Below are 19,394 nucleotides of genomic sequence, written 5' to 3' on the forward strand. Positions count from 1 at the left end.
GAGGAGAACACCTCCAGTCCCGTTTGAAATTCCCACAGCTTGCTCCCAGCGGGTACTTTGGCTTTGGTCGGCTCCGGTGTTACCGGAGCATTCGCTTGCCCTTGAGGTTCGGCTTCATTCTCTTTCTCGCAGCCCAACACCAAGGCGAGGGCCAAACCCATGATCGCTAACTTCATACCGCAATTCTAGGTCAACCGCTCACGTCCCGTCCACTACAAGAAATGATTTCTTTTGTAATGAACATAATCCACCAAATCGGAGCGCACAGGGGTGGTTGCTCCCTGCGGCCCGTCCGCGAGTCCGTTCTGGGCAAGCGCCAATCCCCCAATCGGTAGGGCGTGCCCTCCGAGCGCGCCGAGGCGGTTTCGGAGAAACCGCCCTACCTCGTCACCTGGACCGCAATACGGACGCCGAAGGGTTGGCGGGGCCTTTCAATTCCAACGTGATCCTTGCCCCTGCCGTTGTCCGTGCGTACCCTCCGCCCATCATGAGCAACGAGTTATTTTCTCTTAAAGACAAGGTGGCGCTGGTGACGGGGAGCTCCACGGGATTGGGCAAGGTAATGGCCAGAGCGCTGGGGCGCGCGGGGGCGAAGGTGGCCATGAACTATTTCCACAACGAGGAACGCGCGGCGCAGGCGTTTGCGGAGTTTCAGGAAACCGGCGCGGAAGGGGCGATGATCCGCGCGAATGTAACGGATGAGGCGGACGTGAATCGGCTAGTGGCTGAGGCGACCGAGCAGCTGGGGCCGATCGACATCGTGGTGCTCAACGCTACGCCGGATCAGCCGCAGAAACCGATCGAGGACTATGACTGGTCGTTTTACCAGAGCATGCTGGATTTTTTCATCAAGAGCCCGTTCCTCGTCACGCGCGCGGTGTTGCCGCACATGAAGGCGCAAAAGTGGGGCCGCATCATCAACATCGGTTCGGAGGTGTTTCATTTGGGCGTCAAACCCTTCACCGCCTACGTCGCCGCCAAGGGCGGGCAGAATGGTTTCAACCGCAGCCTCGCGCATGAACTGGCGGAGTGGAACATCACGGTGAACATGGTTGCGCCCGGCTGGATCCCCGTGGAGCGTCACGAGAACGATCCGCAGGAACTGAAGGATGGCTACCTCGCCAGCATCCCGATGGGGCGCTGGGGCGTGCCGCAGGATCTCGATGGCACGATCACGTATCTCGCGAGTGAGGCGTCCGGTTTTGTGACAGGCCAAAACATCCACGTCAACGGCGGCACCACGGTGCATTGAGTTAAGGGCTTGCTAAATGCTAGTGATATGCTAGCTTGCGGTATGGCTTCGTTGGTCTTGAAAACCTTACCGGATGGGTTGCATGCGCAACTCAAAGAGTCTGCTGCTGCCAACCGCCGCTCTATGGCGCAAGAAGCGATCTTGCTACTGGAGCGGGGCTTGGGGGTCACCTCACCCCAGCCCTTGCCTAAGCCGCACCGAGGCCAACGCCGCTTGACGGATAAATTCCTAGCCTCCGCCAAAACTGCGGGGCGCCCGTGATTGTGGCAGATACCAATGCGCTGGCGTATCTTCTGATTGAGGGAGATCGCACCGCCGAGGTACAGGCACTTTATGAAATGGATCCGGATTGGATTGCGCCGCGTCTTTGGGAATTCGAATTTCTGAACATTCTCGCCACCTATTCCCGGGCTAATCATCTGAGAACAACAACTGCCAATCGCATTTGGTCAAACGCTTCGTCTTTGATGACAGGCCGCGCGTATGAAGTGGAAGGCAGCGATGTTCTGGCAGTCGCGTCACGGTTAAATATTTCTGCATACGATGCGCAATTCGTTTGCCTCGCAGAACAAATAAACGTGCCGCTCATCACCGAAGATCGCGCGTTGCAGCGCAAGGCAGCGTGCGCGATGGGCATTCAAAATTTTCTGAATTTATGACCTCCCCCCTTACCATCGTCGGCCTGGGCGAAGCGGTGTTTGATGTGTTTCCGGACAAGGAAGTGCTCGGCGGTACGTCGCTGAATGTCGCGGTGCAGGCGCATCAACTGCTCGAGCCAATGGACGGCCGCGGGGTGTTGCTTAGCCGGATTGGGGTGGATGATCTGGGGCGGCGGTTGCAGAGGGAATTTCAAACGCGCGCATTGCCGTTGGAGTATGTGCAGGTGGATGATGCAAAGCCGACTGGGCAGGTGCGGGTAAGTTTTGTGGACGGCGCGCCGCGGTACGAGATCGTGATGGACACGGCGTGGGATCATCTGGTGTACACGGATCACGAAGCCGATTTGGCCCGCGCCTGCAACGCGGTGAGCTTCGGTAGCATGAGCCAGCGGCATCCCACGGCCCATGCGGCGACGCAGGCGTTTTTGGCGGAGGCAAAATCGGCGCTGAAGATTTTTGATGTGAACCTGCGAATGGATTTATTTACGGCGGACATACTGGCGGAAGGGTGTCGGGTGGCGAATCTGGTGAAGCTGAACGACGAGGAAATCGAGACCGTCGCCGATCGACTTGAGTTACCGGCCGGCGAGGCGCGCGTGCGAGTGGTGGCCTTGCGCGAACGCTTTGATTTGGAGGCCGTTATTTTCACCCGGGGCGAAGCGGGCACTACGGCGTGTACGGACTCGGGCTGGGTGGACGGCGCGGCGGCCCGCTATCCGGCTGCGCCAAACGCCGACAGCGTGGGCGCCGGCGACGCCTGCACGGCGGCGCTGCTCTTGGGTCGCCTGCTCGAATGCGATTGGCCAGGTACGCTCGATCTAGCCAACCGCCACGCGGCCTACGTGGCTAGCCAGCCCAGCGCCACACCGGTCCTGCCGCCGGAAGTGTGGGCCGGGTACGGGTTGAGCCCTGTTTAGGGCTCGATTGAATCGGGTCGGCAATTCGGCTCGAGTATTGGGTCGGATGGGTCAACAAATTGGGTTGCCCATCGCGCGGATGGGCCTAGAATTTCTTCACGGAGTTTTCAAATGACCAGACAGTGCACCGTTACCATTTTATTGAGCCTCACCACGGTGGCGTGGGCGGCCGAGCCGCTGCCGGACAAGGTGGATTACAACCGCGACATCAAGCCGATCCTCTCGGACAATTGCTATGCCTGTCACGGGCCGGATGAAGAACAGGTGAAGGGCGGGCTGCGATTGGACTCGTTTGCGGCGGCCACCAAGGAATTGAAGAGCGGCGCGCGCGCGATTGTGCCGAAGGACACGGAGGAGAGCGAACTGGTGTACCGCGTGCACACGACCGATGCCGATGAACTCATGCCGCCGGCCGAGTCGAACAAGAGCCTGACCGCGCGCGAAAAGGCGTTGCTCAAGAAATGGGTGGCGCAGGGCGGGGAGTTTGCCAAGCACTGGGCTTATGTGACGCCGAAGAAGATGGCCGCGCCGAAGGTGGAGCAAAAGGGCTTTACGCAAAACGACATCGACCGTTTCATTTTGGAGCGATTGAAGGCTAACGGGTTTGCGCCGAACAAGGCGGCCGACCGGCGCACGTTGATCCGTCGACTCACCTTTGACCTCACCGGCTTGCCGCCGACTTGGGCGCAGGTGGAGGCGTTTGTGAACGACCAATCGCCCGACGCCTACGCGAAGCTGGTCGAGCGCCTGCTCGCCAGTCCGCAATACGGTGAGCGCATGGCGGTGTACTGGTTGGACATGGTGCGCTTTGCCGACACGATCGGTTATCACTCAGACAACCACGAAACCAAGCCGCTCTATCGCGAGTACGTCATCGACGCCTTCAACAACAACAAGCGCTACGACCAATTCACGCGCGAGCAAATCGCCGGCGACCTCATCAAGGATCGCACCGGCACGCAGCTCATTGCGTCCGGCTACAATCGCCTGAACATGAACACGCGCGAAGGCGGTTCGCAGCCCAAGGAGTACACCGCCAAATATCTCGCCGACCGCGTGCGCAATACCTCCACCGTGTGGATGGCCAGCACGCTCGGTTGCAGCGAATGCCACGATCACAAGTTCGATCCCTTCACCGCGAATGATTTTTACAGCTTCGGCGCGTTCTTTGCCGACCTGCAGGAAACGCCGGTCGGCGCCCAGCGCGCGACCAAGGTGCCGTTGCCCCAGGACGAGGCCAAGATTACCGGCATCAATGCCGAGATCACCAAGCTCGAGCAGCAGCTCGCAGTCGTGGATGTCAGTGCCGGCCAGGTGAAATGGGAGAAAACCCAGCAGGCATCCGCGGCCAACGCGGTGACCTTGAGCGATTGGAAACGCATCGGACCCTTTGGCGCGCCGGACTTTGATCAAGCCCACGCGAAGGCCTTTATCGACGAGTCCGCCGTGGATTTGAAAAAGGCCTACGGCAAGCTCAAGTGGGTGGACGCAAAGAATTATGTGGACGGCAAGGTGCACACGCTCACCGGCGGAAACAGCGCGCATTATTTTTACCGCACCATCCAGTCCGGCATCGCCCGGCAGCTCGAGCTGTCACTGGGCAGCGATGACAGCTTCCGCATCTGGCTCAATGGCCAGTTGGTGGCCGACAAAAAAATCAGCCGCGGCGTGGCGCCGGATCAGGATAAGGTGACGCTCAATCTCAAGCCCGGCGAAAACCAGCTGCTCTTCAAGATCGCCAATGGCAGCGGCGGCTACGGGTTTTATTTCAAGGCCAACCAGGTGAGCCTGCCGCCGGCGGTGCTGGCCGCGTTGAAGGTGGAAACCGGCAAACGCACGGCCGCACAGAAGAACGCCGTGACCGCGCACTACCGCACGCTGGCGCCGGAGCTGGCGGCGATCCGCCAAAAGATCACCGGCAAAAACGCCGAGAAAGACGCGGCTATTAACGCCAATCCCACCGCGCTCGTGTCCGTTTCGATGGCCACCCCGCGCATGGTGCGGGTGTTGCCGCGCGGAAACTGGCTGGATGATTCCGGCGATCAAGTGCAACCGGCTGTGCCGGGATTCCTGCAGTTTGGCCAAGCGACAGAAGGCCGCGCGAGCCGCATGGATCTTGCCGATTGGATTGTAGCGAAGGATAACCCGCTGACCGCGCGCGTGTTCGTCAACCGCTTGTGGGCGATGTTCCACGGGCGCGGGCTGGCCACGCCGCTAGATGATTTCGGCGCGCAAGGCACCCCGCCCTCGCACCCCGCATTGCTCGATTGGCTGGCCATTGAGTTCATGGAAAACGGCTGGGACGTAAAACACATGGTGAAACTCATGGTCAGCAGCGGCACCTACCGCCAAAGCTCCGTGTCACCCAAGGCTGTGACGGACAAGGATCCCTACAACCTCTGGCTCGCCCGGCAGGGACGCTGGCGGCTCGAGGCCGAGATGGTGCGCGACAACGCGCTCGCCGTTAGCGGGCTGCTCGTGAAGACCATCGGCGGCGCCAGTGTTAAGCCCTATCAACCCACCGGTTACTGGGCGCACTTGAACTTCCCCAAGCGCAGCTGGAAAGCCGACTCCGGTGAGGGTCTGTACCGGCGCGGCCTGTACACCTACTGGTGCCGCACCTTCCTGCATCCCAGCCTCGCCGCCTTCAACGCGCCAAGCCGTGAGGAATGCACCGTCGAACGCGTGCGCTCCAACACCCCGCAACAGGCGCTCGTGCTGCTCAATGACCCCACCTATGTCGAGGCCGCCCGCATCTTTGCTGAGCGTATTCTCAAGGACGGCGGCAAAACGCCCGAGTCGCGCATCGCCTTCGCCTACCAACAGGCGCTGCACCGTGCGCCTAGCGCCGCCGAGGCCAAGATCCTCGCCGGCCTGGCCGACAAGCATCTCAAACATTATCAAACCGATGCGCCCGCCGCGGACGCGCTGTTAAAGAACGGAGCCAAGATGGCCAATGAGGCATTGGATAAATCCGAACTCGCCGCGTGGACGTCTATTGCTCGGGTGGTGTTGAATTTGCATGAGAATATTACGCGGAATTAATGACCAATTTCCAAGAGACCCAATGACCACGGAATCCTCAATTTCCAATTTCCAAGTTGCGCCGGAATTGGCTGGGTGCGCGGATGGGGAGTTGGCATTTTGGGAGATTGAGGAATCTGGACCTTTGGTGTTGAGGGAAGAGTCAGATGGGAATGTGCCTCGGTTTGACTTGGAGGAACGGACGGCGTTATTTGGGATGCAGGTGATTCAGTTCGCAAAAAAAATACCGGACAACGCGGTGAACCATCGCATCATCGGCCAGCTCGTTGGCGCGGCCACCAGCGTGGGCGCCAATTATTGCGAAGCCGATGAAGCCGTCTCCAAGAAAGATTTCCGTCACAAGATTAGCATTTGCCGGAAAGAGGCCAAGGAAACCAAATACTTCCTCCGCATGGCCGTCACCGCCGAACCAAGTTTAAAAAACAACGCCCGTGTCCTTTGGCAAGAGGCCCGCGAACTCCACCTAATTTTTTGCAGCATCTACCGAAAATAAAATTGAAAATTGGACCTTGGTCATTCCTTGAGACTTGGCCATTGGTCATTGGAATTTAAAACATGAATCAATTCGATCTCTTTCCTTCCGACGTCAGCCGCCGCGCCTTTCTGGGTAAGGCCGGCTTGGGCAGCCTGGGCCTTGCCTCGCTGTTGAATCCCTCGTTGATGTCCGCGGACCGGCCGCAGATTGACAAGTGGCCGGGCATCCTCGCCAAGCCACATCACAAGCCGAAAGTGAAACGGGTGATCCACCTGTGCATGGCCGGTGGCGCGAGTCATTTGGAGACGCTCGATTACAAGCCGAAGCTGCGCGAGATGGATGGCAAACCGATGCCCAAAAGCATCACCGAGGGCCAGCCGATTGCGCAGTTGCAGGGCAAGCGCAACAATTTGACCTGCCTCGGGCCGCAACATGATTTTCAGAAGTTTGGCCAATCCGGCCAACACATTTGCAATCTCTTCCCGCACATCGGGAGTGTGGCCGATGACATTGCGGTTATTCGTTCGTTGACCACCGATGCCATCAATCACGATCCCGCCCACACCCTCATGAACACCGGCACCACCATCAGCGGCCGGCCGAGCATGGGGTCGTGGATGCTGTACGGGCTCGGCGCGGAAACCGAAAACCTGCCCGGCTATTGCGTGCTCATCTCACGCGGCGGCGGACAGGACCAGCCCGTGGCCGCCCGGCAATGGCACGCGGGCTTTTTGCCCAGCCGTTTTCAGGGCGTGCAGTTGCGGGGGAAGGGCGATCCCGTTCTCTATGTGAAACGCCCCGACGGCGTGGATGCCGATCGCCAGCGCGATGTTGTCGATGCGGTGCAACAGCTCAACCAACTGCAGAACGCCGCCGTGCAGGATCCGGAAATTACCACGCGCATTTCGCAGTACGAGATGGCCTTCCGCATGCAGATGAGCGTGCCGGAGCTGGTCGATATTTCCAAGGAACCCAAGGGCGTTCTCGACCTGTACGGTGCGCAACCCGGCGATGGCTCGTTTGCCAGCAACTGCTTGCTCGCCCGGCGCTTGGCCGAGCGCGGCGTGCGGTTCATCCAACTCTATCACCGTGGTTGGGATCATCACGGCGGCATCAAGGGCGCCATGCAAAATACCGCTAAGATCGTCGATCAAGGCGTCGCGGCGCTGATCAAGGATCTTAAGGGTTCCGGTTTGTGGGAAGACACGCTCATCCTGTGGGGCGCCGAATTTGGCCGCACGCCGATGGCGCAAGGCAGCGGGCGCGATCACCACATCAAGGGCTTCAGCTGCTGGTTCGCCGGCGGCGGCATCAAGGGTGGCATGAGCTATGGCAACACCGACGATTTCGGCTATAACGCGGTGGAAAACGTCGTGCACGTCAACGATCTCCACGCCACCATTCTGCATCTCATGGGTGTCGACCACGAAAAGCTTACCTACCGCTTTCAGGGTCGCGACTTCCGGCTGACCGATGTGCACGGGAAAGTGCTCAAGCCGATCTTGGCCTGATTTTTAACCGAAGAGGCATAGATAAGATGATTGGAAAAAACTCTGTGCTCTCTGTGTCTCTGTGGTGAATCATTCATCATGATAACCGACCTAAATCGCCGCGCTTTCTTTGGGCGGACGGGCTTGAGTTTGGGCAGCGTGGCGCTCGCCGCTCTGGGGGCGGGCCGCAAGACGGAGCGTTGGCCGGGCGTGGTGCGACCGTTGCATCATGCGGCGAAGGTGAAGCGGGTCATCTATTTGTACATGTCTGGCGGTCCATCGCATTTGGAGACGTTTGATGCGAACAAACCGGAGCTGGTGAAGCTGGACGGCCAGCCGATGCCGGCATCTTATACTCAGGGGCAATCGATCGCGCAGTTGCAGAACCAGAAGCTCGCCTGTCTGCGGCCGCAGTTTCCGTTTAAAAAATTCGGCCAAAGCGGCACGGAGATGACCACGCTCTTTCCGCATCTTGCCAAGCACATTGATGATCTCGCGGTGATTCGTTCGATGCACACTGATGCCATTAATCATGATCCGGCTAACACTCTCATGAACACCGGCACCACCATTAGCGGTCGGCCGAGTATGGGCTCGTGGATCCAGTACGGACTCGGTAGCGAGTCGGAGGATTTGCCGGGGTTCGTGGTGCTCAGTTCGCATGCGGGGCGCAGTCCGCAGCCGATCTCCGTACGCATGTGGCATGCGGGATTTTTGCCGAGCCAGTTTCAGGGGATTCAACTGCGGTCCACCGGCGATCCGGTGATGTACGTGCGCCGGCCTGGCGGCGTGGATGCCGCGCGCCAACGCGATATAGTTGATGCCGTGCAGGCACTCAACGAACTGCAGGCACCGCTCACGCACGATCCGGAGATTGCCACGCGCATCGCGCAGTACGAAATGGCGTTCAAAATGCAGTCGAGCGTGCCGGACCTGATGGATCTCACGAACGAACCGGCCGAGGCACTCGACCTCTACGGCTGCAAACCCGGCGACGGTTCCTTTGCCAGCAACTGCCTGCTTGCGCGGCGCTTAGCTGAGCGGGGAGTGCGGTTCATCCAGCTCTATCATCGCGGCTGGGATCATCACAATGGTCTCGTGGATTACATGCAAAACCACTGCGGCCCGTCCGTGGACCGCGCCATTGCCGGGTTGCTGACCGATCTCAAGCGCAAGGGTATGTTTGAGGATACGTTGATCGTGTGGGGCGGCGAATTCGGTCGCACGCCCATGGCCCAGCGCAACAAGGGCGCCGTGGGTCGTGATCACCACATGAAGGGTTTTAATCTTTGGCTCGCCGGCGGCGGCATCAAGGGCGGCGTCACCCACGGCACCACCGATCCACTCGGCTATAACGCCGAGGAAAACCGCACCCACGTCAACGACCTCCACGCCACGCTCCTGCACCTGCTCGGCATCGACCACGAAAAACTGACTTACCGTTTCCAGGGTCGCGACTTCCGGCTGACCGATGTGCACGGGGAATTGATTAAGCCAATTCTCGCCTAAAAAGGAGGCACGGATTTCACTGATTAACACAGATTAATCATCTGTGAAAATCCGAGAAATCCGTGTCTGAAACTATTTTCCTCCCAGCGCGTGCATGGCAATGCCGGCGGCGACGCTGGCGTTCAGCGAATTTACTCGGCCGAATTGCGGGATGCCGATGATGTGGTCGGCCATGTTCAAAATAAATTGGCCGACGGATTTGTCTTCGCCGCCGATGACGAGCATTAGCTTTTCCGGCGCGGCTTCGCGCAGGGTTTCAAGCGGGGTGCTACCGTTCATATCGAGTGCGGCGATTTGGTAGCCTTCTTCGGCGGCTTTGCGGGCGTATTGGTTGGCGGAAAATTGCCGCGCGATTTGCATGAACTCGGTGGCGCCGGCGGAGACTTTTACGATGGAGGGATACACCTCGGGCACGCCGCGGTTGGGGAGGCACACGCCGTTGAAACCAAACACCTCGGCGCTGCGCAAAATGGCGCCGACGTTTTGCGGGTCCTCAATGTTATCGAGCAAGAGCAACCGCGAATGCGCAAGCAATTCCTCGAAGGGCGTGTACGGGTACAGCGAAGTATTGAGCACCACGCCTTGATGATCACGGCTGGTGGAGAGTTGAATGAGTCGACCTTTTTCCACCCACTCGATGCGCACGGAATGTTGTTCGAGCAGGCGCACGAGTTTTTGCGTGCGCGGCTTGTCACGGGCAGATTGGTTCAGCCACGCGCCGTACACCTTGCGCCGCTGCGCGCGCAGCACTTCGAAGGCGGGGTTGATTCCGTAAACATATTCGCGAGTCGCTTTGGCCATCGGCGGGGAGACTAGGGCACGGCGGAGTTCGGAGCACGAAAAAACCCCGCAGCAGTTGCCGCGGGGCTGATTGAGAGAAGCAACTCGAGTTACTTCTTCGATTCGGTCAACTTAGCCACGGTGAGCTTGTCGCCGTCGAGCTTGCCGGTCACCTTCACAGCCACCGAGGAATTCGGTTTGCAAATGCGGCCGTGCTTAACGGATTTCGCGGCTTTACCGGTCAGGAAAGCAATCGCTTCCTTGCCGTCCTTGCCTTTGTACACGAGCGCGGGGCCACATTTTTCGGCCTTTTTCAGCGTGCATTTCTGGCATTGGATTTTGCCTTCGAGGGTTGTCTCACCAGCGAACGCGACAGTCGCGCTCAGCCCGAGAGCCAATGCAGTCATTTTGAGGTATTTCATAGCTATGTGTTTTTTAACGCAATAATTATCCTAGGAGCGTTAAGTCCTTGGACGCACCAAGCGTAGGGATTAATTCAATGAAAGCAAGCCCATTGGTGGTAAATATATGGCGAAATGATGCTGGAGTTCAGGCCAAATTCCACCGCGCTTGGCGCAGGACGGCGAAGGTGCTTTTGGCGAGTTTCTCGTACCACACCGTCACCAGCGAGCCGTTATCGAGCTGGACGGTGGAGGGGTAGCCGAGGTCGCCGCCGGGGCTGTCGGCGGAAAGGGTGATGGGCTCGCTCCAAGTGTTGCCGTGATCGGCACTCACTCGGGCTTGATTACCGAAGGGTTTGCGGCGGTAGCCGTAGGTCATGAGCAAGCGACTGTCTTTGAGTTGCAACAGGTGGGTTGGCAACCCCCACACGCCGATGGTGTGCGGCTCGGTCCACGTCTTGCCGCCGTCGCGCGATTCGCTTTGGAGCGTTTCGCGGTGGTGTTTTTGATTGTGGTTGCGAATGTGCGCGATGAGCGTGCCATTGGCAGCTTCGACGGCGTGCAGCTCGTGATAATTTTTTGCGTCGTCACCGTTGCGTGTGGGGATTTCTGCCAGTCGCCGCCAAGATTGACCGTCGTCTTTTGATTCGCACACGCCGATCCACGTTTTCTCACGCCGAAATTTATTCCAAAGATTTTTGCCCGCGTAGAGCACGCGACCGTCGTTCAAATTCACCGGGCCGTGCGGGCTGTTCACGAGGCTGTCGTAGCGCGGACTCCACGTCACGCCGCCATCGGTGCTGCGGATCATCCAGTTGCCCAGCTCGGCATTGCGCGCGGCAGCCGACACGCGATGGTGCGCGCCCAGCCAACGGGCGCGTTTTTCCGCCGACCATTTTTTCTGAACGCCCTTTTTCAAATAGTATTCATCATATGCATTGGAGGTAAACGTGGTGGCCAAAAGCGAACCCTTGGCAGTCTCGAGCACGCCGGCATCGCGATCGTCGATGGGACTGTCGAGTAACACACGCGGAAAGCTCCACGTGTCGCCGTCATCCCCCGAACGCATCAGCTCCACCTGCCCGAACGGACACACGTGGCTTTCGCGGCCGCCCGAACACACCAGCAGCAGCTCGCCATTCTTGCGCCGCGCCAACGTGGGCCAACCATGGTAGTGATCGGGACGCAGGCTGATGACACGTGTGGATGCCACCTTCACCTTCGGCCCGGCAGCGCGAAGCAGGAAGGGGAAACCAAATCCGGCCGCAGCCGTAGTGGTGAGCATCTGACGTCGGGACAAAGTGGTCATGCGCCAAGTGTGCCGTAAACTGCAACCGTGACAAGTCCGCAGTCATTCGATAGGTTTCCGTATGGCTACCCGCAAATCCCCGCGTCCCGCCGCGCCGTTTCATTATCGCGCCACCGTCTCCAGCGTGTACGACGGCGACACCTGCACGGTGAATATCGACCTCGGTCTCTCCGTTACACTGCACCAGCAAAAGATTCGCCTGCACCGCATCAACGCCCCCGAGCTCCGCGGCCGCAGTCACCGGCGCGGGCGTGCGGCGCGTGATTTTCTGCGTGGCGAAATAATGGGCCACGAAATCTTGTTGCAAACCATCAAAGACAAAAAAGGCAAATACGGCCGTTACCTCGGCGAGCTTTGGGTAAAACAAGGCCGGCAAATGGTGAACGTCAACGACCGGCTGGTCGCCGAGGGCCACGCGAAATTTGTGGATTATTGAACTCCTTTTTTGTGCGCTGGCTGAATGGATGTAACCGGATGGGCGTCGCATTTTTTAATCATACTTTTTGAAATGAAAAAAATTCTTTTTTCTCTATGGCTATCCCTGAACGCAGCAAACGGAGTGCACGCGGAAAACTGGGCGCAGTTTCGCGGTCCGGAGGGTGCCGGGATCAGTAATGACAAAGGCATTCCGTTGCAGTGGTCGACGAAGGATTATGCGTGGAAAGTAAAACTCGCGGGCATTGGGCATTCGTCACCGGTGGTTTGGGGAGACACGGTGCTGGTGACTTCCGCCGTGCGCGCGGGCGAACGGCGGGCGTTGCAGGCGTTTGACGCCGGCACCGGAAAAATAATCTGGACCGAACAGCTCGGTGGAAACACGCACAAAAAACACGCGCTCAACAGTTATGCCTCGGCCACCCCGTGCACAGACGGGAAACTGGTTTTCGTGGCGTGGGGTGACAACGACGAGTATTTCATGGTGGCGCACGACCTCAAGACGGGGAAGGAAACATGGCGCACACAACTGCCGCCCTCATTGAGCAAGCACGGGCATGGCACGGCAACCTCGCCGATTATTTTTGAGGACCTTGTAATTCTCCTGAACGAACACGACACCGGCCCCGGCTACATTGTGGCGTTAAATAAAAATACAGGCAAACAGCAGTGGCGGATCAAGCGAACGATCGAAATCATGACCTACGCCACACCCATCATTATCGAGGTGAACGGCAAACCACAGTTGATCAATTCCTGCCTTGATGACGGACTGATGGGCATCGATCCCCGAAAGGGCACGGTGCTGTGGACGACGCCCGGCAAATTCGATCTACGCACCGTGGCGATGCCGGTGCATTGGAAGGGGATGGTTTACGGCAGCTGCGGCGGGGGCGGCAAGGGCAAGCTGATGCTGGCGGTAAAGGTGGGCGGCACGGGCGATGTTAGCGGGAGTCACATTGCGTGGACACGCCAACGCTCGTTGCCCTACGTTCCCACGCCGATTGCCTACGGTGATCACATTTATTTGTGGCTGGACAATGGCATCGTCATTTGTGCAGACGCAAAAACGGGCAAAGAAGTTTGGAATGAGCGTGTGGGCCGTGGCGATTTTTCCAGCTCGCCGGTATGCATCGCCGGCAAAATTTATTGCAGCTCACGCACGGGGGAATTCACCGTGATCGACGCCAGCCCGGAATTCAAAACGCACGGCCGCAGTCTGCTTGGCGAAGCCACCCACGCCACGCCGGCGGTGAGCAACGGTCGGATGTTCATCCGCGGCTTTGAACACCTCTTTTGTCTTGAGGCAAAGTAGCTATTGCTTCACGGGAATAAATTGCACGGAATCCACGATGACGTATTTGCCTTCGGTGCCGGTGGTGCGGATGGTCACGAAACCGGCGCGGCCTCGTTTGAATTCAAATTTCCCCAGCGAACGGAAAAGTCGTTTGATCGGGGCCGGCTCGCCCTCGTTAATTTTTACGAGTGTCTCCCCGTTCGCGTGAGTGATGGTGATGGGCACGCCATTCGCACGGCGGATATTGGTGTTGTGCGACACGCGTACTTCGTACTCTCCGGCCCGCGGTAAATCGGGCGTGAAGGTGGCGCTCTTCTCGCCTTTTTTTTCTTTCATGTCGTGGATGTAACTGACGCCCACAAAGGGCGGCGTGTGCACACTGTGTTTCCATTGACCGACGAGCTTGGCCTCGGTGTTGTCCACCACGATGCCGGGGAGTTTGGATTTATCCAGGACGATGAATTTGATGTTTTCGGGCTTATCAACCTCATCCGGCCGGGGCAAGCGCGGCTCATCAGCCGCAATACTCATCGCGATTACAAACAGACCCAGTGCGTGTGGCAATTGCATTGAATAAAAATGCCCTCCCAAAAGATCGCTTGCAAATCAATTTGCGCTCCGCCGATTCCCCCCCTATTCTGGCGGCCAATGAAACGCTCTATTTTATTTCTCGTGTTCAGCGCGGTACTGACGATTCCAGCCGCGCAGTGGAACCAGTTTCGCGGGCCCAATGGCGCGGGCAAAACGGATGCCAATCTGCCGCTCGCGTTGGGCGAGGGGAAGCATCTGAAATGGAAAACGCCGATGCCGGGTAAGGCGTGGAGTTCGCCGGTGGTTTGGGACGATCAGATTTGGTTCACCAACGCCGAAGCGGACGGCCACAAGCTGTGGGCCGTGTGCCTCGATGCCGGCACGGGCAAGGTGGTGCACAACAAATTAGTGTTCGAAATTGCCAATCCGCAGAAGAGCCCCGTAGCGATGAACAGCTACGCTTCGTCCACGCCGGTGATTGAGGCGGGGCGCGTGTATGTGACGTTCGGCGCGCACGGCACGGCTTGTCTCGACACCAAAACCGCCAAGACAATTTGGAAACGGCAGGAGGACGACGAATTGTACTGCGACCATTTCCGGCTGCCCGCCAGCTCGCCCATCCTCAGCGGCAACACCTTGTTTCTGCAGTTCGATGGCGCGGACAAGCAATTCGTCGTGGCACTCAACAAAAAAGATGGTGAAACCCAATGGCTGCACAAACGCGCCTTTGATTTTGGCACAGACAATGGCGATCGCAAAAAAGGTTATGGCACGCCCTCACTCATTGTGAATGGCGACATGCCGCAACTGATCACCCCCGCCGCCGTGGCCACCGAGGCGTTGGATCCGGACACGGGGAAATTGCTTTGGACCGCCCGCACCGGCGGCATGAATGCCTCGGGCATCCCGCAGTTTGGGCACGGGTTGGTGTTCATCAACAACGGGATGGGATCGATGAGTGCTATTCGCCCAAACAAAAAGGGCGACCTCGAGGCGGTATGGAGCTCGCGCCGCAACATAGCCAAAAAATCTTCAATGCTCGTCCAAGGCGATTACATTTATATGGTGGCCGACAACGGCGTGGCGACGTGTCTTGAAGCCAAATCCGGGAAATCAATCTGGAGCGAACGCCTCAATGCCGGCGAGTTCGCCGCCTCACCCATCCTGTGCGGTAACCGAATTTACTGCTTCAGTATAAAAGGCAACGCGGTGATTTTCGCCGCCGCACCAAAATTCAAAATTCTGTCTCAAGGAAAATACGAAGACGGTTTTATGGCCACCCCCGCCGTAATCGGCAACGCATTGATTTTGCGTACCAAGTCGGCGGTGTATCGCGTGGAAGGCGGAAAATAACCCAGGTCCAATGACCAAACGCACATTGAGAATTTTTTGAATCTCTCTAAATGTTTGCGTGCTTTTTCGCGTCAGATTGATTGGCGCCACGATGCTACATTTCACTGACAACTCGACCTGCCGCCGGAATTTCCTTTCCGTGGGTAGCCTTGCGCTCGGGGGATTGGCGTTGCCGGAGTTTTTGCAGGCGCAGGATGCCTTGCAAAAACTCGGCGGTGTGGCGAAGGATAAAACCGTGGTCTTCCTCTTTATGCACGGCGGGCCATCGCAGACGGAGACGTTTGATCCGAAAATGGGCGCGCCCTCGGGCATTCGCAGTATGACCGGCGAAATCCCCACGCGCATTCCGGGGGTCACGTTTGGGTCCACGTTTGAAAAGCTTGCCCAGCTCAACGACAAATTTTCCATTGTACGATCCTTCACCACCGGAAGTGGGGCGCATGACTCCAAGCCCATCGTCAGCAAATTTTCGAAGGACGCCCACGTCGGCTCGCATTACACTCGCGTGGCTGGGGCAAGCCATCCGGAAACGGGTATGCCCCGCAACATTTGGCTCCATCCGCAGGCCGTGGATACGAACGCGGCGGATCCCATTATGTCGCTGGGCAAATTTAATGTCACCGGACCGCTGGGGCCTGCGCACGCGCCCTTTCAGCCAAGCGGCAAGGGAGACGCCCGCGCCGACATGCAGCTGACGGTGGATCCCAACCGGCTCGGAGACCGGAAGACATTGCTCGCCAGCCTCAACCAGTTCCGGCGCTCGGTAGAAAGCGGCGAGGCGACGGCGGGGTTGGACAAATTTCAAAGCCAAGCCTTTGAGACGTTAACCGGCGGCGTGTCAGACGCGTTTGACATCGCAAAAGAAGATCCAAACGTGCTGGCGCGATACGACACCTCCACGCTAATGAACGTGGAGCGCATCAGCAAACGCTGGAACAATCGCAAACGATATCAAAACCACGTGAACAATCTCGGCAAGCTCATGCTGATGGCGCGGCGGTTGGCCGAGCGCGGCGCGGGCTTTGTAACCGTGACTACTGATTTCGTTTGGGACATGCACGCGGACAGCAACAACGCGACGATGACCGAAGGCATGGGCTACGTGGGCACGCCGTTTGATCACGCAGTGAGTGCCTTCATCGAGGACGTGGAAGCGCGCGGATTGCGCGACAAAATTCTGCTCGTCTGCTGCGGCGAGATGGGGCGTACGCCTAAAGTGAACGCCAAAGGCGGCCGCAATCATTGGGCCGGCAGCGCGCCGCTTTTGCTTTACGGTGGCGGCCTGAAGATGGGGCAAGTGATCGGCGCTTCCACCAAAGACGGCGGCGAACCGGCCAGCGATCGCGTGACCATCCCCAACCTTTACGCCACGCTGATGGAGCAACTGCTCGACACCGGCGCCGTCCGCGCAATGGCCGGCATCCCCAAAGAAGTCAACGACGTCATCAACGGCGCCGCGCCGATTCGGCAGTTGATGTGATCTGCTGCCGGCATCTTATCTAAATGAACAAGGCAGAAGACGGTGCGGATTCAACAATCCGATTTGATCAATGAAATTTTACTTATTGTTTTTCTTGACACCAAATTTGACTGGAGGCTTTATGTTCGGCCAAACTTGAAATTTTTTGTATTTCTTGATCCAGCCAGCACTCATTTTTGCTTGACCAATTATAACACCCCCGGTTTTTTTATCATTAAATTTTTCAAATGAAAAAGTGTAAACCAAATTAACCTCTTCTTTTTCAAGGTCCGGAAGACGAACAGCCATATATATTGGATCCCCCTTCGCGTTCTTCATATCTCCTTTTGGAGAATAATAAAAATACTTGTAAGATACAAATACTGGCTTCTTGCCTCGAAAAATCCCATCGGGTCTGAGCCCTAAATACTCAAACGTATTTGGAAGAGGCTTTCCATTCTTTAAATAATTATGATCATAGACAATTGCGACTCGATTCATTGCAGCCCAAATTGCCATATCATCATTGGACAGCCTAGTTAGAGTTCCTTGCTTGCCGCAACCCCAAACTGCCACCAAAAAAACCCCAGCTAAAAAATATAATTTTATTTTCATTTACTTTCCTAGTCCAATGGTTTTGCCGCTTTATCAAAAAGTCCTTTCCAAGTTCCCCACCAACCTATTCCACGGGGCCCAGATGCTGATGACAACATTCCATCACTCCCGTAATATGTGCCATTTTCTGAAACCAACGAACTCCACGGTTGATAATCTGCGTAGCAAAAATATGACAACAAAAACCCATACCGCGCAAGACCTTGTTCACCGTTGCCGGGATCCACGATAACAGGATTAAAATTTACAGGAGTCTTTGCGGTATCTTCATTTTCATCATCCCACTGAAATGCCCCATTCATTTCATATGTGTCATCGACCCAAAACCACCCTAAATTATATTTAACCGTACCGTGTCCGAACATCATTAGGCCCCACACATCATCCTCCATAGTGGCTCGATTGTAATATTTAGCTACATTATCACCATCTTCAATTCTAAACAACTCAACGGCAAACCCATTTTCCATTGCCGCATCTGCAAGCTTTGTGTACCATAACAACATATGCGTTTTCGCTAACGTACTGGCACCCCCTGATGCTATCACAACTGTATTCGGCACTGAATAAATTGTGTCAATTACAATATCATCATCAGAATTGACACCATTTCCATTTTCGTCAAGCAGCCACAAATGTGAGTCTCTGGAATCCAGACGTGTGAATTTTGCAGCACCTTCAATTGTCGCACCAGTTCCAGACCGAATTAGTGCCCGGTTTTTTGATTTGTCACGAAATCCCTCAACCCATTCCCAAGGAGGCCCCTCAACCATACCCCCATCGGTATCATCCACATCACCCGGTTCCCCTTCAGGGTCATCATTAGGGCCATTAAGCCCACTTAAAAACAACTCAAATATCCACCGCAACTCCCAATCTTCCCAATCAAACTGTTCGAATTCTTCCATACCAATAAGTTCAGACCAATTCTGAAAAACAGAATTGCCAGACAATGCTGCCACGGCGGGAATGAAATCACCTGGATAATTTTGCCCCATCCATTCTTCAAATTCGTATATGTTGATGGTTGAGAATCTGTACTCAAACCACTCAAACTCATTGCTCACTACTTCGAGAACTGGGTCATTTTGGTAAAGGTAATTCGTGTCACCGATAAATTCCCCAACAATCCGAAACGCCTCCATCTGCCACGCTTCTTCAACAAAGGAACCCTCTTGGGCGTAAGTTTTTTGAGGCTGAAAAAACATTGTCACGAGAGCGACGACTATAATTGTCATAATATTTTTCATATTATTTTTGTTTGATGTCTTTCCTGAAGGTAAATTCGATTTTACACATTGCCGAACAAAAAGACTTGCCTTTTGTGTCATAGAAGCTTTTTGGGGGTCATATGTACATTAAGACTTCGATTTCTAGATTATTGTACGCCCATCCGCGCCCTCGGCAAGATCCAACAGACAATTTGTGTTGAAATTAGTGTCGAGGGCGATTTGCCTGCTGGGGGGAGGCTCCGGCATCGATGAGGTTTAAACCTTTCGCGATGAATTCCCTGCGCTCTTCGGGAGATTGCGGGTTGGCAAGTCGACGCGCCTTGGCGGCCAGACGTGAGCCTGAAGTCTCATCCGGGTATTCGGCAGTTTGGGTTTTGGCCTTTTTCATCGTTCTCGCTGTAGATTCACCTTCGATCTTTTTGCCTGAAAAGTCAAATGGGGACAACGTGCTGCCCGCAGCACATTTTTGCGTGAATACTTCGGCGGGTTGCTCTGTCACACCTGCAAGTTTCAAACCCATAAAACTGGCGTTTTTTATTGCAAAAAGCGGCTTTTTGGGCCATTTTACGCAAGTTTTAAAGGAGGTTTGTTTCCTGTGAATGCCGACGGAACAGGTGTGTTCCGGCGGCACAGTG

Annotated in this window: 19 protein-coding genes; 11 read left to right on the forward strand and 8 right to left on the reverse strand. The window is 56.5% G+C overall.

All coding sequences use genetic code 11. The features are described from left to right. On the reverse strand, positions 1–176 hold a 176-nt coding region (locus tag H8E27_10655; GenBank protein ID MBC8326073.1), incomplete at its 3' end, for a hypothetical protein. 311 nt (positions 177–487) lie between these two features. Here H8E27_10655 and H8E27_10660 point away from each other — a divergent pair. The 7 genes from H8E27_10660 (at position 488) to H8E27_10690 (ending at position 9,347) form a co-directional block, all read left to right on the forward strand. Continuing rightward, positions 488–1,252 (forward strand): SDR family oxidoreductase, encoded by a 765-nt coding sequence (locus tag H8E27_10660; GenBank protein ID MBC8326074.1) that lies wholly within the window; start codon positions 488–490, stop codon positions 1,250–1,252. A gap of 263 nt (positions 1,253–1,515) precedes the next feature. Next, positions 1,516–1,911, forward strand: a complete 396-nt coding sequence (locus H8E27_10665) for a type II toxin-antitoxin system VapC family toxin (GenBank protein MBC8326075.1) — start codon at positions 1,516–1,518, stop codon at positions 1,909–1,911. Continuing rightward, on the forward strand, positions 1,908–2,828 hold the full coding sequence (locus H8E27_10670; GenBank protein MBC8326076.1) for a hypothetical protein: 921 nt from the start codon (positions 1,908–1,910) through the stop codon (positions 2,826–2,828). The genes H8E27_10665 and H8E27_10670 overlap by 4 nt, the downstream gene beginning before the upstream one ends. Positions 2,829–2,939: 111 nt before the next feature. After that, a complete protein-coding gene (locus tag H8E27_10675) occupies positions 2,940–5,873 on the forward strand; it encodes a PSD1 domain-containing protein (GenBank protein ID MBC8326077.1) in 2,934 nt (977 codons plus the stop codon). Positions 5,874–5,895: 22 nt separating this feature from the next. Next, on the forward strand, positions 5,896–6,366 hold the full coding sequence (locus H8E27_10680; protein ID MBC8326078.1) for a four helix bundle protein: 471 nt from the start codon (positions 5,896–5,898) through the stop codon (positions 6,364–6,366). A gap of 62 nt (positions 6,367–6,428) precedes the next feature. Further along, positions 6,429–7,859 carry a DUF1501 domain-containing protein gene (locus H8E27_10685; protein ID MBC8326079.1) on the forward strand — a complete coding sequence of 477 codons (1,431 nt, stop codon included), beginning with the start codon at positions 6,429–6,431 and terminating at the stop codon, positions 7,857–7,859. A 78-nt stretch (positions 7,860–7,937) separates the two neighbouring features. Beyond that, positions 7,938–9,347 (forward strand): DUF1501 domain-containing protein, encoded by a 1,410-nt coding sequence (locus tag H8E27_10690; protein ID MBC8326080.1) that lies wholly within the window; start codon positions 7,938–7,940, stop codon positions 9,345–9,347. A 72-nt stretch (positions 9,348–9,419) separates the two neighbouring features. Here the strand turns inward: H8E27_10690 and rlmB are convergent, their stop codons facing one another. From rlmB to H8E27_10705, 3 genes are all read right to left on the reverse strand, one after another. Further along, on the reverse strand, positions 9,420–10,148 hold the full coding sequence (gene rlmB / locus H8E27_10695; protein MBC8326081.1) for a 23S rRNA (guanosine(2251)-2'-O)-methyltransferase RlmB: 729 nt from the start codon (positions 10,146–10,148) through the stop codon (positions 9,420–9,422). 89 nt (positions 10,149–10,237) lie between these two features. Next, positions 10,238–10,549, reverse strand: coding sequence for a hypothetical protein (locus H8E27_10700; protein ID MBC8326082.1), 312 nt, complete (start codon positions 10,547–10,549; stop codon positions 10,238–10,240). A 127-nt stretch (positions 10,550–10,676) separates the two neighbouring features. Then, positions 10,677–11,837, reverse strand: coding sequence for an exo-alpha-sialidase (locus H8E27_10705; protein ID MBC8326083.1), 1,161 nt, complete (start codon positions 11,835–11,837; stop codon positions 10,677–10,679). Between the two features lie 61 nt (positions 11,838–11,898). Between H8E27_10705 and H8E27_10710 the strand changes: the two genes are divergently transcribed. Both H8E27_10710 and H8E27_10715 read left to right on the forward strand, forming a co-directional pair. Next, complete coding sequence (locus H8E27_10710) at positions 11,899–12,273, forward strand: thermonuclease family protein (GenBank protein ID MBC8326084.1); 375 nt, start codon at positions 11,899–11,901, stop codon at positions 12,271–12,273. A gap of 72 nt (positions 12,274–12,345) precedes the next feature. Continuing rightward, a complete protein-coding gene (locus tag H8E27_10715; protein ID MBC8326085.1) occupies positions 12,346–13,587 on the forward strand; it encodes a PQQ-binding-like beta-propeller repeat protein in 1,242 nt (413 codons plus the stop codon). On the opposite strand, the gene H8E27_10720 is transcribed toward H8E27_10715, so the two are convergent. After that, positions 13,588–14,139 carry a xanthan lyase gene (locus tag H8E27_10720; GenBank protein ID MBC8326086.1) on the reverse strand — a complete coding sequence of 184 codons (552 nt, stop codon included), beginning with the start codon at positions 14,137–14,139 and terminating at the stop codon, positions 13,588–13,590. A gap of 78 nt (positions 14,140–14,217) precedes the next feature. Here H8E27_10720 and H8E27_10725 point away from each other — a divergent pair, with 78 nt between their 5' ends. Both H8E27_10725 and H8E27_10730 read left to right on the forward strand, forming a co-directional pair. Next, a complete protein-coding gene (locus H8E27_10725) occupies positions 14,218–15,453 on the forward strand; it encodes a PQQ-like beta-propeller repeat protein (protein ID MBC8326087.1) in 1,236 nt (411 codons plus the stop codon). Positions 15,454–15,544: 91 nt separating this feature from the next. Next, the gene (locus H8E27_10730) at positions 15,545–16,933 is read left to right on the forward strand and encodes a DUF1501 domain-containing protein (GenBank protein ID MBC8326088.1); all 1,389 of its coding nucleotides are present in this window, start codon (positions 15,545–15,547) and stop codon (positions 16,931–16,933) included. 78 nt (positions 16,934–17,011) lie between these two features. Here the strand turns inward: H8E27_10730 and H8E27_10735 are convergent, their stop codons facing one another. The 3 genes from H8E27_10735 to H8E27_10745 form a co-directional block, all read right to left on the reverse strand. Continuing rightward, entirely contained in the window at positions 17,012–17,527 is a 516-nt protein-coding gene (locus tag H8E27_10735) for a hypothetical protein (GenBank protein ID MBC8326089.1), read from the reverse strand. An 8-nt stretch (positions 17,528–17,535) separates the two neighbouring features. After that, on the reverse strand, positions 17,536–18,858 hold the full coding sequence (locus H8E27_10740; protein ID MBC8326090.1) for a hypothetical protein: 1,323 nt from the start codon (positions 18,856–18,858) through the stop codon (positions 17,536–17,538). Positions 18,859–18,961: 103 nt separating this feature from the next. After that, the gene (locus tag H8E27_10745) at positions 18,962–19,390 is read right to left on the reverse strand and encodes a hypothetical protein (GenBank protein ID MBC8326091.1); all 429 of its coding nucleotides are present in this window, start codon (positions 19,388–19,390) and stop codon (positions 18,962–18,964) included. Positions 19,391–19,394: the final 4 nt, after the last annotated feature.

The sequence above is a fragment of the Limisphaerales bacterium genome (assembly GCA_014382585.1).
Taxonomy (GTDB): Bacteria; Verrucomicrobiota; Verrucomicrobiia; order Limisphaerales; family UBA1100; genus JACNJL01.